Below are 19369 nucleotides of genomic sequence, written 5' to 3'. Positions count from 1 at the left end.
CCGGCGGCGCTGGCGTCGGCGGCACCGGAGGCGCTGGCGGAAGCGGTGGCGCTGGCGGCAGCGGCGGCGTCGGCGGCACCGGCGGCGGAAGCGGAGGCGCTGGCGGCGTCGGCGGCGCCGGCGGCAGCGAACCCGACGCGGGACCGGACGATGCCAGCGCCTGCCCCGTCACCACGATGGCCGTGCCCATCGCGCCCGCCCCGCATGTCCCGATGTGCTCTCCCGTCGTGTACGCGACGAACCCTCCGACCTCGGGCCCGCATTACCCCTCGTGGGCTGCGTTCAAATGGTACGACGCGCCCGTCCCGCGTGGTTTCCTCGTCCATTCGATGGAACACGGCGCGGTCGTCCTCTCGTACCATTGCGAGGGCGGCTGCGAAGCCGAGCTCGCGACCCTCGCGGCATTCCTCGATGCGCGCCCGGCCGATCCGCTCTGCGTCGCGCCCTTGAAGGCGCGTATCATCGTCGTCCCCGATCCCGCGCTCGACGTCCGATTCGCCGCTGCCGCGTGGGGCGGCCTCCTCCGCGCCGATTGCCTCGACACCGCCGCGCTCGGCACCTTCCTCGACACGTATTATGCGAAGGGGCCCGAGAATTTCTGCTACGACGGCGTGGACGTCCTCGCCCCGGGCAGCGGGGTCCCGGCCGATTGCGGCGTCGCGCCCGTGGACGCGGGCACAGATTAGCGAATTAGCGATATCGATCGGCGCAGACGCCGAGCGCCACGCCTGCCGTCTGCAGGCATTTGTTCAGATCAGCGCACGCGGACAGGGGTTCTCGGTAGCTGCATTCCCGCGCCACGTTGTAGCAGCGGATGCAGGCCGCCTCGTTGAACTTCTCGGGGGTGAGCTTGTGCTCGTAGACCACGAAATCCGCGGTGCCCCGCCCGGGCTCGAATTTGGGCGGATTCTTCAGCGCGCTGCCGTCGAAGGTCGTGAACGAGAGCTCTGCGGGCTGGGCCCGATAGACGGGGCAGGCGATCTCCCCGGCACCGGTGCGTGACCAGATCCCGTCGAGGAAATGCTTCGAGTAAAACCTGCTCTGATCCCCGTCGCGCCGCTGGCTGAAGCCGCCGGCGCCGGCGTTGACGTGCGGTACGCCGGGGAAGACCTCCGGATTGGGGACCTTGTACCTGAAGTTGATCGAAGTGACCTCGCTGAACTTCCGCTCGATGGGCTCGGGATGGAAGGCAATCGCCATCATGTAACAATGCCCGCGCTTGAGCTGGATGGTCTCGGGCGCCCGGTCGCGGAGGTCTTCGAGCTTCGCGGTGAATCGTTTGACCTCGTGGTAGCCGTCCTTGGCCAGCGCGAGCCGCCCGAGGAGCGTCTCGACGTCGGGGTATTTGGGCGACTCGGGGGCGAGGGAGACGGCGTAATACGTCCGCTTCCGCTCGGGCATTCGAGCCCAGCGATCGGTGACGCTGCTCGTCAAGTAGAGAGCGTTTGCGCCATGGCGCGCCGCCTCCGCGGCGAGGAGTTTTTCCCGGCGCGCGCGCAGCGCCTCGTTGTTCCACGCGGCCTTGAGCCCCTCTTCGTCGTACCCCGAGAGGTCGACGCGCTCCTTCAGGGAGATCATGCCGACGACACGATGGGGTTGCTCCTCGCTCGGATACCCCGGCGCTGCCGTGAACCTCGTCTCCGGCGTCGCGGCATGCTGATCGTAGAAGAAGGCGTCCGGCAGCTCGAGGGCCTCGTGGATCTCGACGCGCGAGGCTTCGGCGGGGGGCGCGTCCTCGACGAAGGCCTTGTAGGCGAGGTCGTGCTGGTGCTCGAAGTTGATCCCGTCCGCCCCGTGCCTTCGGCAACCCGAGGCCGAAGCGACGGACAGGACGAGCGTGAGGAAGAGGGCAGAGTGCTTCACGGAGGAGCTCGCTCGTGGGAAGGGCGGGCCCCTATACTCCGTAACGCCTTCAGGTCGCGAGCCAGAAATCCGCGCCGAGCAGGCTCTTCGCCGTCTCGATCGTGCTGAACGCCCGCTTCAGGTCCGTCTTCGCTTGGAGCTCGGAGAGCTGCACGATGTACGGGATCCAGAGCGGCCGGCACACGAGCAGCGCCGCGTAGAACCCCTCGGCCTCCTCGTTCCAGCCTTGCGCGGCGGAAATCCGGGCGAGCAGGGCGTTCACCGGCACCGGCGAGCCGACCTGCCCGATCTCCGACGCGCGCGCCATCACGTCGCGGGCGAGCTCCGCGCGCGCAGCCTCGTCCGGAACGTTCTTCGCGCCCCGGAACTTCTGAAACGCGATCTCCAGCCGTTGCTCGTTGTCGACCTGCTCCTGCAGCCGATCCCGCACGATCACGCTCCAGGCCTCCAGGAACGGCCGCCCGCCGAGGTCCGGCGACGCCTCGCAGTGCGCGAGCAAAAGCTCCGCTTCCTTCCAGTCGCCCGCGTCGCGCGCGAGCTCGAGGCCCGACAGCACGCGCTCTTCGTCGCAGCGGCCCGGGTCCTTCTCCAGCAGCCAGCGCTCCCAGTAGAGCGCGCCGCGCGAGAGCGTGCGAAACACCATCGCCGGCTGCGTCAGCCGCGCGTACATCGCCTCCTGGATCAGGAGGCTCTTGTGGCGCTCGACGTCCGGCACCGTGAGGCTCTTCGGCCAGGCCTCGGCCCCGAAGGCGAAGGTGATCATGACAGGACCCGGATCGCGGCCTTTCCTCCGCCGAATGCCACGGCGCCGGCGATCTTCCGCCCACCCGGCGCGCCATGCACGTGCTTCACCACGTCCGCGAGCACGCCGTCGGGATCCGCGCCCTGGGTCCCGAACACGACGAGCACGCCGTCGGCCCGCCCGTCGAGCCGCTGGAGGTGCAGATCCAGCCACGGCCCCCGCTTCGACACGCGCGCCACGCGGAGATCGTCCCGCACCCGCAGGATCGCCGTGATCACGCCGGCCGCCGCCACGTGCAGGACATCCTCGTGCCCGGCGGCGCGCAGCACCTCCACGTCGGAGGCCGAGACGTCGGCCGCGTGCACCAGCGAAAAACGTTCGACCTTCGGATCCTGGGCGCCCGGGGCGAAGTAGGCGAGCTCGAACGAGCTCGTGGTCCCGGGCGCGGCCTCGCACGCGAGCAGACACGCAGGCAACACGAGCGGCGGCCACAAATTCGGCTGATCCGCTCTCAATTTCGCGAGGTTATAGGTCTGCATCGAGGAGATCCGCGAGCAGGGTACCACGCCGCGACCATGCTCAAAAGGCCCATGCGCGAGGGGATGGCGCGGAACCTCGGCGCGCCTGCGTGGTGGGCTGTTACACTCCCGAAAGGACAAACACAGGAGCTTGCACATGCACTTCGAGCGTCATCGTCATGACCATCCGCCTACGTTTTTCCGCCGCCTCTTCGCGCCGATCCTCGCGATCGGGCTCGCGTCCTGGGTCGCCGCGCTCGCGGCGAGCTGCGGTTCGAGCAGCACCGGCGCGGCGCCTTGCGAGACCGTCTACGCCGGCAAGTGCGGCGGCACCTGCGGCGAGGATTTCGCGTGTTCGGACGGCCTGTATTGCGGCATCAGCGGCACCTGCACGGCGGACTGCGCCCCCGGCGCGGCCGGCTGCCCCGCGGGGCATGTCTGCAACGTCAAGGGCCGGTGCATCCCCACGGGGGAGGGCGGGTCCGGCGGCATGGGCGGCATCGACTTCGTGACGTCGACGGGCACCAGCATGGGCACCGGCGCCGACGCATGCGCCGACGTGAACGTCAATTTCGACAAGCAGATCCCCACCGTGATGTTGCTCATCGACCAGTCGGGCAGCATGACCGAGGGCTTCGGCAATGGCGATCGCTGGAGCGTCCTTTACGACACGCTCATGGATCCGAACACCGGAATCGTGAAGAAGCTCGAAAAGGACGTGCGGTTCGGGCTCGCGCTTTACACGAGCAATGGCGGGAACGGGGGCGGCACGTGCCCCATGCTCGCGAAGGTCCCGCTCGCGCTGAACAACCACGCGGCCATCGACGCCGTGTACGGCCCGCAGAGCCCCGCGGGCGACACGCCCACGGGCGAGAGCATCACGGCCGTGACCACGGATCTCGTCGCGTACCAGGAAGAGGGGCCGAAGATCCTCGTGCTCGCGACCGACGGCGAGCCCGACACCTGCGCCGAGCCGAATCCCCAGAATGGCCAGGACGAGTCGATCGCCGCCGCGCAGGCCGCGTTTGGCAAGGACGTCCGCACCTTCGTGATCAGCGTCGGCGCCGACGTGAGCCTCGGGCATTTGCAGGACCTCGCGAATGCGGGCGCGGGCCTGCCCATCGGCGGCGCCGAGAAGGCCCCGTACTACCAGGCGCTCAACCCGCAGACGCTGATCGACGCCTTCGACGAGATCATCAACGGCGTCCGCTCGTGTGTGCTCAAATTGAACGGCATCGTCGACGAGACCGCGGCCGCCGAGGGCCAGGTCTATCTCGACGGCAAGGCCCTCCCCTACAACGACATGAACGGCTGGCGGCTCAACGCGCCCGACGAGATCGAGCTGCTCGGCGCCGCGTGCGATACGATCAAGCAGGGCGACCATTCCCTCTCGGTCCAGTTCCCCTGCGGGATCGTCATCCCGAAGTGATTCGCTGAATCAGCCCCCCATTCGCTTCACGAACGGCACGATCCGCTCCACGAACGCCTGCTTGTGGAACCGATCGAACTCGGCCCACGTGCAGAGCGTCGAGGTATCGGTCACCCGATCCACGAAGAGCTTCCCGTCGAGGTGGTCCACCTCGTGCTGGAACGTCCCCGCCGTGAGCCCCCGCGCCACGCGCTCGAACGGCGCCCCATGCCGATCCCAGCCGGTCACGCGCACCTCGGCGAACCGGGCGACCATGCCGCGCAGGTTCGGCACTGACAGGCACCCCTCGTTGTTGTCGAATCGCTCCTCCGTGAGCGGCTCGACCACAGGATTGACCACGATCGTGAGCGGGATGTTCGGCTTGTACGGATACCGCGGGTTGTCCTTGACCTCGATCGCCACGATCCGCTTCGGCACGTGGACCTGCGTGGCGGCGAGGCCGGCGCCGTTCGCGTCGCGCATCGTCTCGACGAGGTCGTCGATGAACGCCTGCACCTCGGCCGTGGCGAGCTCGTCGCGCTCGACCTCGCGCGCTCGGCTCCGAAGCACCGGATGACCAATCTGAGCAATCTTGAGGAGCGTCACGGGCGCGAGCCTACCACGATACGTCATGGACGACGCGCGCTCGACGTGGACGCGCGTGCGCCCCAGGGATCGGCGCATGAACCAGGACAAGCGCCAGCCCGACTATTCCACGAACGTCCCCCACGGCAGCGACACCGAGACGAGCGGACGAACGGACGTCGAGCACGAGGTGCAGGGCGAGGAGAACGCCCCGATCGAGCGCAGCAGCAGCGATGAGCGCGAGAGCGGCTCGATTGAGCGCGCCAAGGCCCACCTCGGGCACGCGGGCCGCGACATCGCCGCCGCGGCGACCGAGGTGGCCACCGTCGCGCGCGCCGCGGCCGAGTCCGCGAAAGAAGCGTTCAAGGACGAAGTGCCCTCGACCCGGCGCACAGGCGAGCCCTCGAAAGAGAGCACGCTCGACCGGCTGAACGACCTCTTGCGGGGCGAGCTTGCGAGCGTCGAGACCTACGATCTCGCGCTCCGCAGCGTGCGCGACCCGGACCTGACGAGCTCGCTGCGCCAGATCTTCGAGAGCCACCAGCGGCGGGTGGACAAGCTCCGGGGCAAGGTGAGCGAGCTCGGCGGCGAACCTGCGCCGAGCTCGGGCGTATGGGGCGCATTCGCGCGGATCGTGCAGCGCGGCGCCGACCTGCTCGGCCACCGCGCCGCGCTCGCCGCGCTGGAAGAGGGCGAGGATCAAGGCAAGAAGCGATATGCGCGGGACCTCGACGAGCTCGAACCACCCGTACGTGATTTCGTTCTGCAGGAGCTCTCGCCCGAGCAACAACGGACGCACGACCTTGCGCAATCGCTGCAGAAGTTCGTGAAGGCGGCCTGACGCGGAGAGGCGAGCGCAGACGTCACGAAGCCGTCGTCATGTGGAGCCGTCGCTCGCCTTTTCGGCGGCGGCCTCCGCGGCCGCTTTGGCGTTCTTGCGCCTCGTCGCGGCGGCTTTCTCGCCGATCTGGGAGTAATACTTCAGCGTCTTCTCGAAGGACGCGGCCACGCTGGGGTCGATGTGTTTGGCGGCCGTCTGCACGGTCTTCGCGACGATCGCGATATCCCCTTCGCGCAGGTGTTCCTCGTGCGCCTCGGTCTCGTCGAGGACCTCGTACATCTTCTTCGCGATGCCCTTCCTCTCGCGGACGACCTTGAGCCGGCCCGTGCGGCCCTCGATCCGCGTGACGACATCGATTGCGATACCGGCCTTCGCGAGCGCGCCGCTCTTGGCCTGGTGGAGCTCGTTGAGCACCTCTTCGAGCCCGTCCTTCTCGAACTTGAGATGTTGCTTCTCGCCGTCCGGGAGGTCGATGATGTCGTCCTTGATGTCCGTGATGTCACACACGCTCGGCCCGTTGTAGATCGCTTTGGGTCCGTTGCTCATCCAATCATCCCCTTCGTCTCTTGCCCTACGTCGGTCAGATTTCAGAACGGGGGAGATTTTGTCAACAACGTATTTACGCGCAGTAGCTGTGGCCGCAAAATTTCAGCGATCGCGACCAGAAGCACCACGGTGAGGGCGGCAAGGTGTGCGATGTCGCATCATCGGGCGACGTCGACGTGGTTCGAGCCGACGATGACGTGGTCCCGGACGACGTCGACGTCGTTGCACGCGACTCGGTAGTCCTTGGAGGCAACGTCGACGTGGTCCGCGCCGACGATGACGTGGTGCCGGGCGACGTCGACGTGGTTGGAGGCGACGATGACGTGATCGCAGGCGACGATGACGTGATCGCAGGCGACGATGACGTGATCGCAGGCGACGATGACGTGATCGCAGGCGACGATGACGTGATCGCAGGCGACTCGACGTCATTGAAGGCGACGTCGACGTGCTTGGAGCCGACGATGACGTGGCGTCGGGTGGCGTCGACGTGGATACATGTGACGTCAGCGTGGTCCGCAAAAGAGGCGGGCGACCGTGGCGATGGTCTCCGAGGCGTCCGCGCCGCCGCAATGCAGAGCCACCGCGCGCACCCTGCCTTGACGCAGTTCGAGGTGTCTGGTCGCATCTCGGCCATGCTGTTCCAGCGCACACGAACGCTCCTCTCGCTCGGGCTCCTCGGCTGCGTGACGATGGCGCTCGTGCCGCTCGGCTGCGGGGCCAAGATCACCTATCCGGCGGCGAGCGAGGGCCCGCGTGTGCCGGATGCCACCGCCGAGCGCCTGCGAGCGTGCGCGGATGAGTTCGGAGGTGACCTTGACCGGGGGTCCTACACGTTCGACTACAAGGTGCTGGTCGACGAGGAGGGCCGCGTGGTTGATGTGGCGTCGAAGGGCGTGCCCCACGCGGATCTCGCGGGGTGCACGCGGATCGCGCTGCGAGGCATGACCGTCCCGGAGGACCTCCTCCGGCTGCGCAAGTTGCGCCTGTCCGAATCGCCCGCTCCGGCGAACGGGCAGACGATGCCAGAGCGGGGGCTGGTCGGGGAGGTCGTGATCGTGACCGTGACGACCGTGACGATCGTCTTCGTCGACATCCTCATTGAAGCGGGCGTGGCGACGATGGTGTTTGCTGTCACCATGGAGATTGCCAAGGATGTCGCGGAGGCGCTACGGAAGAGGCCCAAATGGGAGAATGAATGCAATCGTCACCGGACAGCTTGCCTGGAGACGCCTGTGCAGAGCGAACACGGGGATACGTGGAACTCGTCGAAATGTAATGAATGTTATAAGCAATGCATGGCGGAGAAGTGGTGGCCAACGGCAGCCCCCTGGGAGTCGTGCATATACCCGAACATCAAATGGTAACAATTCGTATAATATGATCACAGAAAAAGAAAAAATGAATCAGCTAGGAGGAGAGATGGCGAAAGCGAGCGACGCGCTCCTGGCGAAATCGTTGGATCGGAGCCGGAGCTTCGTCGAAGTCGTCGACGACTTCCGTTGTCTCGAGGCGGAGTTCGTGGCGCGAATGGGCGACAACGAATTCGGCGTGCTTCAGACGAGACGACGCGTCGCTGAGGCGATCCTCGCCGCGGCAGAGTCGAAGCACCCGCCCTTCGAGGTCTGCCGGGAGGCGTGGAACAACGCTTTCCGCCTCGGCTTCGGGTGCATCCAACAAGAATGTCTAGAGAGATGGTTATACGTGGAGTGCTGCGCGTACGACGAGCAGCCCGAGGAGGGGCTCGCGGTGCTCGAGCCTCTGCTCGCCGAACTCGAACGACGGCTCGAGGAAGCAAGGGCGACGCAGAAGCCCGCGCGCTTCTACGAAGATGAGATCGAGCACCTGGGGGACCTTCGGGACGAACTCCTTGCCCAGCAAAGGGGACAGCTCAGCCCAGGACGAATCACGCGGCGTATGGACGAGGCGTACCAGCCGACCCCGGAAGAAGAGAGAGTCGCCGAGCTCGACGATGCATTGTGGGAAGGACGCAGCGCCGTCTTCAAGACCTTTGCAGAATCGCGGGATCGGAGCTTCGCCGAGGTCGCTGCCGACTACCGAAAGGTCGAGGCGGACGTCGTTGTGCGCGCGGGTGAAGGCGAGGCCTTCCAGGTTTTCGTGCTCGAAGCGAGGCAAGAAATTGCAAAAGATATTCTCAATGCAGCCTGTATGCTCCAACAACCCTTCGAGGTCTGCCGGGAGGCCTGGAGCAATCTCGTTGGAGCGGGCTTCACGAGCTTCGGCGAACAATGCAGGTTGACGGAGTTCTACGCGGAGTCCTGCGGCTTGAACCGGAAGCCCGAGGAGGGCCTCGCCGTGGTCGAACCGCTGTTCGCGGAGCTGGAGCGAAGGCTCGAAGCGGAATTGGAGCGACGGCGCGAGGCGCACGCGAAAAGCGAACCACCCACGCGCGAGGAGCCGTCCCCGAGCTTCTACCGCAATTCGATCAAATCCCTCGGCGAACTCCGCGACAAACTCGAAGCCCAGCGAAAGGGCGGCGAGCCATCCACCTGAGGGAGGAGAAGGCGGACCCGCTCGGCACGGCTGGGGACAAGAGGTCGGGTCCCCGCGCGGCAGGACGGAAAACGACGCGAGCCAGTCGATTTCTTCGATCCAAATTCCTCGGCCGATCATGAAGGGGGAACATGGCGCGTACAACGATTCCCTCTCCGCTCACGTCCGAACTGGTCGCGCTTCGTCCAGATGTGGCATGCATGCTGCAAAGTCGATCGGACATCCTCGCCACCGACAGGATGCAGGAGCTCATGGTGCGGGGACTCGGGGCGCTCTCCGGCTACACCCCCCACCCCGACGGGGTTCGGCCCTGGCTGTTCGGCATCGCCAAGAACCTCCGCAGCGAGGAGAAGCGCCGAGCGCGGCGCGAGCGCGAGCACTTCTGTCCGGATCTCGGCGACGCCGAGCGCACGGCGACGCCGGACGTGTCGCCGGAGGAAGGGGCTTTTCGTTCCGAGGCCCGCCGCGCGCTTCTATCGGCCTTGAAGACGCTTTCGCCCGAGCAGTTCCTCGTGATCGTGCTCGTCGACCTCGCAGAGTCCACGTGCTCGGAGGCGGCCGAGCTGCTCGACATCCCGCTTGGCACCGTGAAATCGCGACTCGCCGCCGCGCGCACGAACATGCTGCGCGCCCTCGGACCGAAGGAGCAGTACCTCGGCAGCCCCGGACTGCTTGCTCTGTTCGGACGCCGCGTCCTCGGGGCCGTCGGCGAGTATGCGTACCCGCTCGGACACCTTCTCCTCGCCATGCTGTTCTTCGCCTTGCCCCGGCCCGCACCGCACACGCCCCATGCCGTCGCGACCGGGGCCGCCCGCGTCATCGGCGCCTCGGCCGCCGACGTGGCAAGGGCAGCGGATGTCTCGGGCCCGCTGACAAACCCCGAGCCGCCCGCGGCAGCGCCAGCGACGACGACGGTGGTGCCGCGCCGTGGAAGGGCTCCCGAGCCGTTCGTGGTGAAACCCTCGGGGCGACGGCATTGGTTGGTCGGCGGGAACGGTTCGTCCGGGTAGACGTCGCCGTCGGGTTGCGCTATCGATCGCGGGTATGCGCCGCCTCGGTCTCGTATCGGTTCTCCTCTGTGGACTCGCATCGCCCGCATGGGCGGACGCGCCGATCGACAAGGAAGAGGGCGAGGAGAGCGCGGAGGACCTGCGCTTCCGCGCGCTTGCATCGCTGGGCGATCGCGAGCGTGCCGCGGGCCATCCTCGCGCGGCGGCGAGGGCCTACATGGAAGCGCTCGACGTGCGCCACGATCCGCTCGTCGGCGGGCGGCTCGGCGTCTTGCTCGTAACGCTCGGCCGGCCCGAGTTTGCCCCCGAGTATTTGCTCGACGCGATCCACCTCGCGACGACGTCGGCGGAGGAGCGCGGCGAGTTTTTCAAGGCGCATGAGGCGGCGCGCGCGCAGGGCGCGTGGATCGAGCTGATGGTGTCGCACGTGGGCGCAGCGGTGACGATGGACGGGGAGCCCAAGGATACGGGCGGGCACACGGCGTCCTGGTTCTTTGTCCGCGCGGGGGAGCACGAAGTACGCGCGAAGCTCGACGGGTACGAGGAGGTCGCCGTGAAGTTCACGGCGCCGAAGGGCGGGAACTTGCCGGTTCGGATCACGTTCAAGCCGCTGCCCGCGCCGCCCCCAGCCGTGCCGGCGGTGTATGAGCCGGAGAAGGAGCCGCCGAAGAGCGTGGCCCCCACGGTGGTGGTGGGTGAGACGAAGCTTTCGAAGCAGGAAGATCCGTTCGGAGACGACAACAACCCGGACGCGAACCGAGGCGACGGAGAGAAGAAAGGCGTGCGCGGCTCCGTCGGCGCGGGGCCGGTCGTGGTGTTTGGCGTGGCGTCATGGAGTCCCGCGGTGGGACTTTCCGTGGGGGCGAGCTTGCGGCCGAGCGAGTACGTGTCGCTCGGGATTGAGGGGCGCGCTGCGTGGCTGACGACGGCGGTCGGCGGGGAACCGATCAGCGCGATGACCGCTGGCGGAATCGCGAGCGTGTGCGGACACTACAGATGGTTCTTCGGCTGCGCGCTCGGGCACCTCGGCGTGATCAACGTTGACTTCTCGTCGCAGAGCTACAAGCCCGCAAGCTTCGTGAATTTCAAGCCGGGAGCGGGCGGACGCCTCGGCGCCCGCGTCCGTGTAACACCGTCTTTCTCGCTCAATTCGTCCGCCGATGTTCTAGGATTGTCGAGTGGCCTGAAAATCGTCGCAGGCGAAACGGTCTTGGCGGAGCAGCCTCCCGTCATGATCACGGCTCAATTTGTAGGCGTTTGGGAGTTTTAACCATGCGAATTGTCGCGCTTTTCCCTCTTGTGTCCATCCTCGGCCTGGCTGTCGTTGAAGCCTGCTCGGCGCCACCTTCTTACAATCGTGGCGAGTGCGACCCGGAGGCGCTGGAACCCTCTCCCGCATGTCGCGCCGACGCCGGCACCGACGCCGCCGACGACGCGGACGGCGGGTCCGACGAGCCGGACGGGGCCCAGGCCACTTGCAGCGACGGCCAGGGGCGCTGCGTCCCCGAGCCGAGCAGCGAATCGGCCGGAGATTGGCCGCGCACGACGATGCTCCTCTGGTACGGGCCGCGGGAGCTCGCGCCCGCGAACTGCGACGAGGCGCGCAAGCTGGGCGGCTACGGCGACGACGTGGAGTTCTTCGAGAAGTACCGGCGCTACGCGTACCTCGACGCGCCGCCCGCGGCGTGCGAGTGCTCGTGTCCGAGCTCGGAAGGCTCGTGCACCAAGCTCCCCGAGACGATCGAGGTTCGCGCCGGGACCTGCGCGGAGGAAGGAGCCTCTACGCTCCCTTTCGGAGGTCCCGCCGGCTGGGACGGCTCGTGCACCAGCACGAACGCCCTGCCGGCGGGGGCTGATTGTAGCGGCGAGCCTTGCGCGCAGTCCGTCTACGCCTCTCCGCTCCCCGGCCCAACGAGCGAGGCTTGCCCGTCGATCACGAAGCCGGCGACCGTCACGACCACGACCGACTGGAAGTGGATCGGCCTCGCCTGCGAGGCGAAGGAGCGCGAGGGCACGTGCGAGACGTCCACGCACCGGTGCATGTACGACCTGCCGTATCCGTTTCTCCAGTGCGTCGCGCTCCGGGGAATACACGCCAAGTGCCCCGGCAACTACGACCGCTATGACCCCATCTACCTCTACGGCGAGGTGCCGGTCGACACGCGTGGCTGTACGGCGTGCGAGTGCGGGGGAAGCCCCGTCGGGAGCGGGTGCATCGGAAACCTGCGGTTTTACAGCAATGGCGCATGCACCACGGGGGAGAATACGGTGGACGTGGCGTCCTTCGACGAGCAGTGCACGAACGTCTTCCCGCCGGGCCGAGCCCTCGGGAGCAAAGCGATCACGGACCTCGCCTACATCCCCGGCCTCTGCCTCTCGACGGGGGGAGAGCCCACGGGCGCGGCCTCGGAAGACCCCGCCGACGCCGTGACGTTCTGCTGTCTCGCGCCGTTCGAGTTTCCCAAGTAGAACCCCCGTTCCTGCTCGCCGCGTCCGGAAGGACTGCTTCCCGCGCGTGACGCCAAGACGTGGTTTCGAAAAGGGGAGGGCGCGCCCACTTAGACCGGAGTGCCGATAAGGCGTTTTTCTCGGCCCGTCTCCCGGAGACCGGGTGGGTGACTCGAGTTCGTGGATCCGGCGTGGACGCGCCCTCCGACAAAATGTTTGTCCTAGAACGGGTGTCCTGTCAAGCCAAACTTTGTTCGGGGCGATCAGGTGGCGCGGTGTAGCGCAGGGTTCGTCCTGTGCGGGGAGCGGTGCGCGAGGCGTCAGCCTGGGAATGCTCCCTCCCGCACGTGTGCTCCTGCCCGGTCTCTGCCTCGCGACGGGGGAGAGCAGCCCACAGGCGCGGCCTCGGAAGACCCTGCCGACGCCGTGACGTTCTGCTGCTTCGCGCCGTTTTGGTTCGCCGAGTCGTCAAAGCTCCCACCTATTTTTCACGTTCGTCGATCCGAATCGCCTCCTCGATCATGTAGCGCTGGTGAGGGGCGAGACTCGGACCTCCGGCGAACGCGCGCCAGGCCAAACCGAGGGTTCGACGCTCGTCCCTCCTGCCCGAGCCGAATACGGTCCTCCTGGCCTCGTAAACGAAAAGGCGCCGTGTTTGGCCTCGGGCGGGTTTTCTGCAAAACGACCCGCAGAAGCGGGCGATGGGGGCGCGCGCGTTTGGGCAAGCACCTCTCGCCTCCATCGTCCTCTTCTGCGGGTCGGTGACTTTCCTAGAGGGAAACGATGAGCGCCGCACCGTACATGGATGAGGATGACGTCGCGACGACGCTGATGGATCGCTCCGCACGCCCGCCGCAGAGCGGGACGCGCCCCAGCGTCGCGCATTCCGAGCCGCCTCGCGATACCGTCGTAGATGCGCCGTCGGCGTGGAGCCGGGCCCATGCCGCGCTCGGGGCCGCGTTCCGCAGCGTGCGCGAGCGCTTCCGCAAGGCTCGCCTTTCGGATCGCCTGCCCCCGCTTCCGCCCCCGCGGTCCATGACGGCGACCCACGTCTCGGTGGGTGCCGTGGCGCATGACGAACGAGGCGAGCAGCTCCTCCTCGACATCATGCGCGCGGCGCGGCCGTACCAGGACGCCGCGGTGTACGTCGCGAATTACGCGGTGGTACTCCGGAGGCTCGGAGACGACGCGTACGCCGAGGGGCTCGTTCATTTCGCACTGTCACGAATGCGTCCGGACGCCGAGGGGTTCGTCGTCATCGCACGTTTGCGAGACCGCCTTCCCGAATTGTCGTATTCGGGGACGCTCGTGCCGGCGCTGACTCGTTTGGAGGGCGCTGGGATTGTGGCGCTCACGGGAACGACGGAGGGAGGCCTGACGCGCGTGCTGCTTCGGGTTCCCTTGTGATCAAGCTGCGGTCGTGACGCTGCGGTAAGGCCGGGCCATCCTTACCCTTCGAGGGCGCCGCCCGCTCGTCACTTCCAAGCCGGCGGCGTCATCCCGAGCTTGTTGTAAAAAAACTTCGCCGCCGTCCGCGAGAGCTGATCCTTCGGCTCGTACACGTCCGGCCCGCGCGGCAAGAGCCCTGCCGACAGCGAACCGAGCCGCTTGCCCATGAGCCGCTCCAGGTCGTCGCCAAACGCCTCCATCGTCGAATACCGATCCTCGGGCTTCTTGCGCAGCGCCTTCAGGATCACGCCCTCCGTCGCCCGATCGATGTTCGGCAGCACGTCCGAGGGCTCGCGCGGCGGCACGATGAGCTGCCTCGCCAGGAGGACCGCATAATCGTCCGCGCGGAACGGCAGCTCCCCGACCAGCATCCGATACATCATCACGCCGAGCGCATACACGTCCGACCGCGGATCCGACTTGTCCCCCACCACCTGCTCCGGCGGCATGTATTCGGGCGTCCCCACGGCCACCCCCGCCTGCGTGACCGCTTTGGCCGCTTCGAGCTTCGACAACCCGAAATCGAGCACCTTCGTGTTGTAAGGTTCGCCCGGCTCACCGACCAAAAAGAGATTGTCCGGCTTCACGTCGCGATGCACGATCCCCGCGCGGTGCGCTACCCCGAGCGCCGAGGCCGTGTGCGATAGCACCGGGAGCGCGATGTGGAGCGGCATCGTCGTCTCGCGACGCAGCCAATCCCCGAGCGTCTCGCCGAAGAGATACTCCATCACGAGGAACGGCACGCCGTCCGGCCGCTCCCCCGTATCGAGGACTTTTACGATGTTCGGATGGGCGAGCGCGTTCGCCGCCTTCGCCTCCCGGTCGAACCGGGCGCGCGCGCCGGGGGCGCGGAGGTGCAGCGAATCGAGCATCTTGATGGCGACCGGCTCGCTCGTGTTTCGATCGAGCGCCAGGTAGATCCGGGCCATGCCCCCCCGACCGATGAGCCCTCGCACCTCGTAGCGGCCTCCGAGCACCACGCCGGTCTCGGGCGTGGGCTTGGCGCGGAGCGCCGATACGTCGGGCGTCGCGACGAGCTTGGTCCCGTCGTACGGACAGAAGCGGTGCTCTTCATCCTCGAAACGCCTGAGACAACGTGGGCAGTACATCGGTCCCCGTCCCCTTCAACGAATCACGGCAACGCGCCGCCGCAGATCCAGTCCGACACCACCTGAATCTTCTCGTTGGAGAGCGCGATGGACGGCGGCATCTTGTTCCCACCGCATTTGTCGACGTTCATCATCTTGTCGATGAGGTAGCTCTCCGAGGGGGCGCCCGCCTTGACGCGCATCCGCGTGCCGCCCGCGCATTGCTCGGCCGGCACGTCCACGAGCTCCGCGTGCGCGTTCGCGCTCGTCAGATCGAGCCCCTGCTTCGGCGCCGCGCCCGAATGGCAGCCGCCGACGGCGCAGCTCGCCGACAGGATCGTCTGCACGTCCGCGAAGGCGACGCTCGCCGACCCGCAGGTGCACACGCCGCCCGCGCACGTCTGGCCCGGCGCGCATTGGTTGTCGCAGGTGCCGCAGTTCTCCGGATCCGTCATGGTATCGCCGCAGCCGCCGCCCGCGCCGCCGGAGCCGCCCATGCCGCCCATGCCGCCGCTGCCCGAGCTGCTCGAGCTGCTGCTCGCCGGCGAGCCGCCCGCGCCGCCTTCACCGCCGGCGCCGCCGGAGCCGTCCGGCTCGTCCGAGCATCCGGTCCCCGCGAAGCCGAGTGCCGCCGCGCAAGGCACGACGAAAAGCCAAGTCTTCATCCAACGATTCATCGACATCGACCGAAACCTCCAACCAAGTCATCCGAAAAGCGGCCCCGCGGATCAGCCGAGGTGCCGGTGCAAGAAAGCAATCGAGCGGCTCCAGGCGAGCGCGGCCGCCTCCGGGACGTACACGTCCTTGCGCGACTCGTGCGCGAACGCGTGCCCGGCCTCGTACACGTGAAGTTCCATGGATTGCCCGCGCGATTGCATCTGCTCCATCACCGCGCGGGCGCTGTCGGCCCGGGCCCACTCGTCCTGGCTGGCGAAATGCGCGAGGATCGGCGCCTTCACCTTCGCGTAATCGAACTTGTCCGAGGGGGCGAGCCCGTAAAACGGCACGACGGCCTCGAGCTCCGGCACGAGCGTGGCCGAGGCGAACGAGAGCGCGCCGCCGAGGCAGAATCCGATCACGCCGACGTGCCCGTTGCTGCGCGGATGCGTCTTCAGGTAGGCGGCCGCGCTGCCGATCTCGTCGAGCGCGCGCGGCCAATCGAGGCCTTCCATGAGCTTCTGCGCCTCGGCGGGGTCGACGGTCCAGCGCCCGTGATAGAGATCGGGGATCACGACGAGGAACCCTTCGCGGGCGAGGCGCGCGGCGACGTGGCGGATTTGCCCGTTGAGCCCCCACCACTCCTGGATCAGCACCACGGCAGGCGCCCGCTCCACGCCCTCGGGCGCCACGAGCTCACCCGGCGCTTCGGCCCCACTTTTCGTCGGAAATTTGATCGGTTCGTACATGGTGCTCGCCTCCGTGCATCCTCGCGCAGCCGCGCGGGCGGGCGGAGCATAGCCTAGAACATCGAGCGGTTTGACCACCGCTCGATGTTCTAGGCCTCTTTTGTCCCGAGGGGGACGCCTCGCGTCCCCCTCTCGGCCAGGCGAAGCCCGGCCAATTCACCCCCCGAGGCGAGCTCGCTTCGCGATCTCGCAGAGCGCCGAACGGTTCGTCGCTCTCGTTCGTCATGGCCGGGGCGGCTGTCGAGGCGGGGGTTCGATACGACGGCGAAGCAACCCCGCGCTCACTTCACCGGAGCCACGCTTCGATCTCTGCGATCTGCGCCTCGGTCCTGGCGCCGAGGGAGCGAAAGAGTTCGACGGCGCGGCGTGCGTGCGGGAGGACCTGGGCCTTCGCGTGGCCCGCGCAGACCCATGCCTTCGCATGCAGGAACTCGAGGGCCGCCGCCTCCCCGGGCTCGCACGCGGACTTCGCGCAGATGGCGAGCGCGCGCTGCGTTTCGGCGAGTCCCTCGGCGCACGCGCCCTCCGCGATGTACACCTGGCCGAGGCCCGTGAGCGCGAGCGCGCGGTCCGGCGCGTCGGCCCCGAGGGCCCGCTCGAAGGCCGCCGCCGACTCGAGATAACGAACGCGCGCGTCCGGATATCGCTTCAGGCGGTAGAGCGCCTCCGCGAGGTTCGAGGCCGCACGGCCAATCCGTGGATGGTTCGCGCCGAGCGTGCGCTTGTACCCGGCGAGCGCCGCCTCGAACACCGGGACCGCTTCGGTGAAGCGGCCGGCGTTGCCGAGCGCCACGCCGTAGGCATTGAGCGCCTGGAACGCGTCGGGGTGATCGGCGCCGAGCGCCGCGACGAAGAGGTCGTACGACTCCTTCAGCAGCGGCAGCGCGTCGTCGAAGCGACCCTGGTGCAAGATCGTGCTCGCCAGATTGGTGAGCACGCGGGCGCGGCTCGGGTGCGCCGCGCCGAGCCGCTTGCGGACGCTCTCCTCCACGCGACGAAAATGCTCCTCGGCCAGCCGCAGGTTGCCGCGGCGCGTCTCGATGACCCCGCGCACCATGGCGACGCGATCGAGGATCGGCGCATCGTCGGGGCCGAGCAGCGCGTCCGCTTGGAGTGCCCATCGTTCGCCGTCGTCGGGACGCGCGTGCAGATAACCCACGTAGTAGGCGAGCTCCGCGAACGCCTCGGCGGCGAGGACGCGGCTGCCTATCCGGTGCGCGGCCAGCGCCGCGTCGAACATCTCGCGCTCGGCCTCGTCGAGGCGGCCGAGCGGCTCGAGCGTGCGCGCGTGCTCGACGAGCAATGCGGCCCGCGCGGCGACGGCGTTCGGCGGCGCCTCGCGTCCGAGCGCGTTCTTGGTGACACGCTCGGCCTCGGCAAATTTTCCGAGCTGCAGCAGGGTTTTTCCGCGCTGCACGTCGGCGCGGATCGCCACGCACGCCTCGCATGGCTCCGCGTCGGCAGGTCCGGCGCGGGCCGCCACGCAGGCGTCGAGCGGCGCCATTCGCTCGACGACGGACGTCGCGCGGTTGACCGCGTCGGCCCCGCCGAGCGAGAGCACCGAGGTGGCGGCATCGAGCTCGGCCAGGCGCTCGTCCAGGCAGGCGACCCGCGCGCGGAAGAGGGGATCGGGCGTCGCAGCATCAACGAGCGCCTCGCACGCCTCGGCGCGCTCGGCCCGCCAGGCCGACGCGCGCGCCGAGACCGCGCCGTCGACGACGCCGAAGGCCTGCGCGGCATACGAGAGGCCCGTGCGGTCGAAGCCCTCACGCACCACGCCGCGGCGCGCCTCGTCCCACGCGGCCCGGTGCCGCTCCTCGGCGAGCACGCACGTCGGATGACGGCGAACGGCCTCGTTCGGCCGCGCGACGAGGACGACGCCGAGCGTCAGCAGGGCCGCGCCGATCAGCACCGGGAGGCCGAAGCGCCGGGGCTTCTCGATCGCGCGTTCGAGCGCGTCGACGAGCGTGGTCACCGAAGCATGGCGCTCGCGTGGATCGGGATGGAGCCCGCCTTGCAGCAGGCGGCGCACGGCAGGAGGCACCGGCGACGACGCCGGCGCGCGGGGCGCTTGCTCCCGCACAGCCTGCGCGAGCTCGGCGAGCGTCTGACCCACGAAGGGGCGCTCGCCGTACAGCGCTTCCCATAACGACACGCAGAACGCGAACTGATCGGAGGCCTCGGTGGCCGGCGCGCCTTCGAGCTGATCCGGCGCCATGTAGACCGGCGTCCCGAGGAGCGCGCCCGTCTCCGTGAGGGCCAGGGCGGTCGGCGCGGCCGCTTCGTCGCGGAGCGTCGTTTCGGCGGCCAGGCCGAAGTCGGTGACCTGCGCGCGGCCATCGGCGCGCACGAGCACGTTGTCGGGCTTCAAATCCCGGTGCACGACCCCGGCTGCGTGCGCGGCGGCGAGGCCGCGCCCGACCTGGATCCACAAGCGCACGATCTCGCGCCACGCGCGCGGCTCTCGCGTGGCCCAAACGCGGGCCGACCCGCCGGGGACGAACTCGAGCGCGATGAACGCCTGCTGCTCCCACGTCCCCACGTCGAACACGGTCACGACGTTCGGGTGCGACAGGCGCGCCAGCGTCTGGGCCTCGCGCGCGAGCCGCGCGCGCCGCTGCTCCTCCTCCGCGAAAGGCCGCGACGAGAAGCGCAGAAGCTTCAGCGCCACCTTGCGGTCGAGCTCGGGATCGTAGGCGGCGAACACCTGCCCCATGGCGCCGACGCCGACCCGCTCCACGACGAGATACCGGCCGATCGCCGTCCCGCGTTGCACGAGCGCCGGGGGCGCCGGCGCGGCGGCCCCGCTCGCGCGCAGCGCCGCGGCCACCACGCGCCTGCAGCGGGGGCAGGTGTCGAGATGCTCTTCGGCCTTGGCCAAGGCGGCCCCGTCGAGCTGCCCGACGGACAGCTCGAACAAGAGGTTCTCGTCGAGGCAGGCCATCAGCGCG

Annotated in this window: 18 protein-coding genes; 9 read left to right on the top strand and 9 right to left on the bottom strand. The window is 68.3% G+C overall.

The features are described from left to right. Nucleotides 1–686 (top strand): thioredoxin-like domain-containing protein (locus QHF89_RS44215; RefSeq protein WP_284721742.1); only part of this gene is annotated, 686 nt, incomplete at its 5' end. 4 nt (nucleotides 687–690) lie between these two features. Here the strand turns inward: QHF89_RS44215 and QHF89_RS44210 are convergent. The 3 genes from QHF89_RS44210 to QHF89_RS44200 are packed head-to-tail and all read right to left on the bottom strand — an operon-like array spanning nucleotide 691 to nucleotide 3144. After that, nucleotides 691–1863: a hypothetical protein gene (locus QHF89_RS44210; protein ID WP_136966902.1), complete on the bottom strand. Its 1173-nt coding sequence runs from the start codon at nucleotides 1861–1863 to the stop codon at nucleotides 691–693. Between the two features lie 49 nt (nucleotides 1864–1912). Further along, nucleotides 1913–2626, bottom strand: coding sequence for a hypothetical protein (locus QHF89_RS44205; protein ID WP_136966903.1), 714 nt, complete (start codon nucleotides 2624–2626; stop codon nucleotides 1913–1915). Then, nucleotides 2623–3144: a nucleotide exchange factor GrpE gene (locus QHF89_RS44200; protein ID WP_136931244.1), complete on the bottom strand. Its 522-nt coding sequence runs from the start codon at nucleotides 3142–3144 to the stop codon at nucleotides 2623–2625. Before QHF89_RS44200 ends, QHF89_RS44205 begins: the two co-directional genes overlap by 4 nt. A 136-nt stretch (nucleotides 3145–3280) precedes the next feature. Between QHF89_RS44200 and QHF89_RS44195 the strand changes: the two genes are divergently transcribed. Next, nucleotides 3281–4552 (top strand): vWA domain-containing protein, encoded by a 1272-nt coding sequence (locus tag QHF89_RS44195; RefSeq protein ID WP_136966904.1) that lies wholly within the window; start codon nucleotides 3281–3283, stop codon nucleotides 4550–4552. Between the two features lie 9 nt (nucleotides 4553–4561). On the opposite strand, the gene def is transcribed toward QHF89_RS44195, so the two are convergent. Next, a complete protein-coding gene (def, locus tag QHF89_RS44190; protein ID WP_284721741.1) occupies nucleotides 4562–5137 on the bottom strand; it encodes a peptide deformylase in 576 nt (191 codons plus the stop codon). Between the two features lie 25 nt (nucleotides 5138–5162). Between def and QHF89_RS44185 the strand changes: the two genes are divergently transcribed. Further along, a complete protein-coding gene (locus QHF89_RS44185) occupies nucleotides 5163–5957 on the top strand; it encodes a DUF2383 domain-containing protein (RefSeq protein ID WP_136966906.1) in 795 nt (264 codons plus the stop codon). A gap of 36 nt (nucleotides 5958–5993) precedes the next feature. Here the strand turns inward: QHF89_RS44185 and QHF89_RS44180 are convergent, their stop codons facing one another. Further along, the gene (locus QHF89_RS44180; protein ID WP_136966907.1) at nucleotides 5994–6503 is read right to left on the bottom strand and encodes a hypothetical protein; all 510 of its coding nucleotides are present in this window, start codon (nucleotides 6501–6503) and stop codon (nucleotides 5994–5996) included. A 143-nt stretch (nucleotides 6504–6646) separates the two neighbouring features. On the opposite strand from QHF89_RS44180, the gene QHF89_RS44175 reads away from it, so the two are divergent. The 6 genes from QHF89_RS44175 (at nucleotide 6647) to QHF89_RS44150 (ending at nucleotide 13882) form a co-directional block, all read left to right on the top strand. Next, nucleotides 6647–7870 carry a hypothetical protein gene (locus QHF89_RS44175; protein ID WP_342763989.1) on the top strand — a complete coding sequence of 408 codons (1224 nt, stop codon included), beginning with the start codon at nucleotides 6647–6649 and terminating at the stop codon, nucleotides 7868–7870. A 55-nt stretch (nucleotides 7871–7925) separates the two neighbouring features. Further along, nucleotides 7926–9017 carry a hypothetical protein gene (locus QHF89_RS44170; RefSeq protein ID WP_136966909.1) on the top strand — a complete coding sequence of 364 codons (1092 nt, stop codon included), beginning with the start codon at nucleotides 7926–7928 and terminating at the stop codon, nucleotides 9015–9017. Between the two features lie 200 nt (nucleotides 9018–9217). Next, nucleotides 9218–10027 (top strand): RNA polymerase sigma factor, encoded by an 810-nt coding sequence (locus tag QHF89_RS44165; protein WP_284721740.1) that lies wholly within the window; start codon nucleotides 9218–9220, stop codon nucleotides 10025–10027. Between the two features lie 34 nt (nucleotides 10028–10061). Continuing rightward, complete coding sequence (locus QHF89_RS44160) at nucleotides 10062–11297, top strand: hypothetical protein (RefSeq protein ID WP_136966911.1); 1236 nt, start codon at nucleotides 10062–10064, stop codon at nucleotides 11295–11297. A gap of 2 nt (nucleotides 11298–11299) precedes the next feature. Further along, nucleotides 11300–12496 (top strand): hypothetical protein, encoded by a 1197-nt coding sequence (locus tag QHF89_RS44155; protein WP_136966912.1) that lies wholly within the window; start codon nucleotides 11300–11302, stop codon nucleotides 12494–12496. Nucleotides 12497–13258: 762 nt separating this feature from the next. After that, on the top strand, nucleotides 13259–13882 hold the full coding sequence (locus QHF89_RS44150; RefSeq protein WP_136966913.1) for a hypothetical protein: 624 nt from the start codon (nucleotides 13259–13261) through the stop codon (nucleotides 13880–13882). 68 nt (nucleotides 13883–13950) lie between these two features. On the opposite strand, the gene QHF89_RS44145 is transcribed toward QHF89_RS44150, so the two are convergent. The 4 genes from QHF89_RS44145 to QHF89_RS44130 all read right to left on the bottom strand — a co-directional run bounded on the left by QHF89_RS44145 (nucleotide 13951) and on the right by QHF89_RS44130 (nucleotide 19362). Further along, nucleotides 13951–15033, bottom strand: a complete 1083-nt coding sequence (locus QHF89_RS44145) for a serine/threonine-protein kinase (protein WP_136966914.1) — start codon at nucleotides 15031–15033, stop codon at nucleotides 13951–13953. A 23-nt stretch (nucleotides 15034–15056) separates the two neighbouring features. Further along, nucleotides 15057–15677 carry a PE-PGRS family protein gene (locus tag QHF89_RS44140; protein ID WP_284721739.1) on the bottom strand — a complete coding sequence of 207 codons (621 nt, stop codon included), beginning with the start codon at nucleotides 15675–15677 and terminating at the stop codon, nucleotides 15057–15059. 63 nt (nucleotides 15678–15740) lie between these two features. After that, entirely contained in the window at nucleotides 15741–16418 is a 678-nt protein-coding gene (locus QHF89_RS44135; RefSeq protein WP_136966916.1) for a dienelactone hydrolase family protein, read from the bottom strand. A gap of 286 nt (nucleotides 16419–16704) precedes the next feature. Then, nucleotides 16705–19362, bottom strand: coding sequence for a serine/threonine-protein kinase (locus QHF89_RS44130; RefSeq protein WP_136966917.1), 2658 nt, complete (start codon nucleotides 19360–19362; stop codon nucleotides 16705–16707). Nucleotides 19363–19369: the final 7 nt, after the last annotated feature.

Source organism: Polyangium sorediatum (assembly GCF_029946465.1).
GTDB classification, from domain to species: Bacteria; Myxococcota_A; Polyangia; order Polyangiales; family Polyangiaceae; genus Polyangium; species Polyangium fumosum.
Note: the sequence above shows the minus strand (reverse complement) of the source record. Positions and strands in the feature narration are given on the sequence as shown.

Coding starts and splice junctions, on each gene's coding strand:
- QHF89_RS44180 (WP_136966907.1), bottom strand. CDS start 6,503: ATGAGCAACGGACCCAAAGCGATCTACAACGGGCCGAGCGTGTGTGAC.
- QHF89_RS44160 (WP_136966911.1), top strand. CDS start 10,062: ATGCGCCGCCTCGGTCTCGTATCGGTTCTCCTCTGTGGACTCGCATCG.
- QHF89_RS44205 (WP_136966903.1), bottom strand. CDS start 2,626: ATGATCACCTTCGCCTTCGGGGCCGAGGCCTGGCCGAAGAGCCTCACG.
- QHF89_RS44170 (WP_136966909.1), top strand. CDS start 7,926: ATGGCGAAAGCGAGCGACGCGCTCCTGGCGAAATCGTTGGATCGGAGC.
- QHF89_RS44135 (WP_136966916.1), bottom strand. CDS start 16,418: ATGTACGAACCGATCAAATTTCCGACGAAAAGTGGGGCCGAAGCGCCG.
- QHF89_RS44130 (WP_136966917.1), bottom strand. CDS start 19,362: ATGGCCTGCCTCGACGAGAACCTCTTGTTCGAGCTGTCCGTCGGGCAG.
- QHF89_RS44155 (WP_136966912.1), top strand. CDS start 11,300: ATGCGAATTGTCGCGCTTTTCCCTCTTGTGTCCATCCTCGGCCTGGCT.
- QHF89_RS44195 (WP_136966904.1), top strand. CDS start 3,281: ATGCACTTCGAGCGTCATCGTCATGACCATCCGCCTACGTTTTTCCGC.
- QHF89_RS44140 (WP_284721739.1), bottom strand. CDS start 15,677: ATGAAGACTTGGCTTTTCGTCGTGCCTTGCGCGGCGGCACTCGGCTTC.
- QHF89_RS44200 (WP_136931244.1), bottom strand. CDS start 3,144: ATGCAGACCTATAACCTCGCGAAATTGAGAGCGGATCAGCCGAATTTG.
- QHF89_RS44145 (WP_136966914.1), bottom strand. CDS start 15,033: ATGTACTGCCCACGTTGTCTCAGGCGTTTCGAGGATGAAGAGCACCGC.
- QHF89_RS44185 (WP_136966906.1), top strand. CDS start 5,163: ATGGACGACGCGCGCTCGACGTGGACGCGCGTGCGCCCCAGGGATCGG.
- QHF89_RS44165 (WP_284721740.1), top strand. CDS start 9,218: ATGCTGCAAAGTCGATCGGACATCCTCGCCACCGACAGGATGCAGGAG.
- QHF89_RS44150 (WP_136966913.1), top strand. CDS start 13,259: ATGAGCGCCGCACCGTACATGGATGAGGATGACGTCGCGACGACGCTG.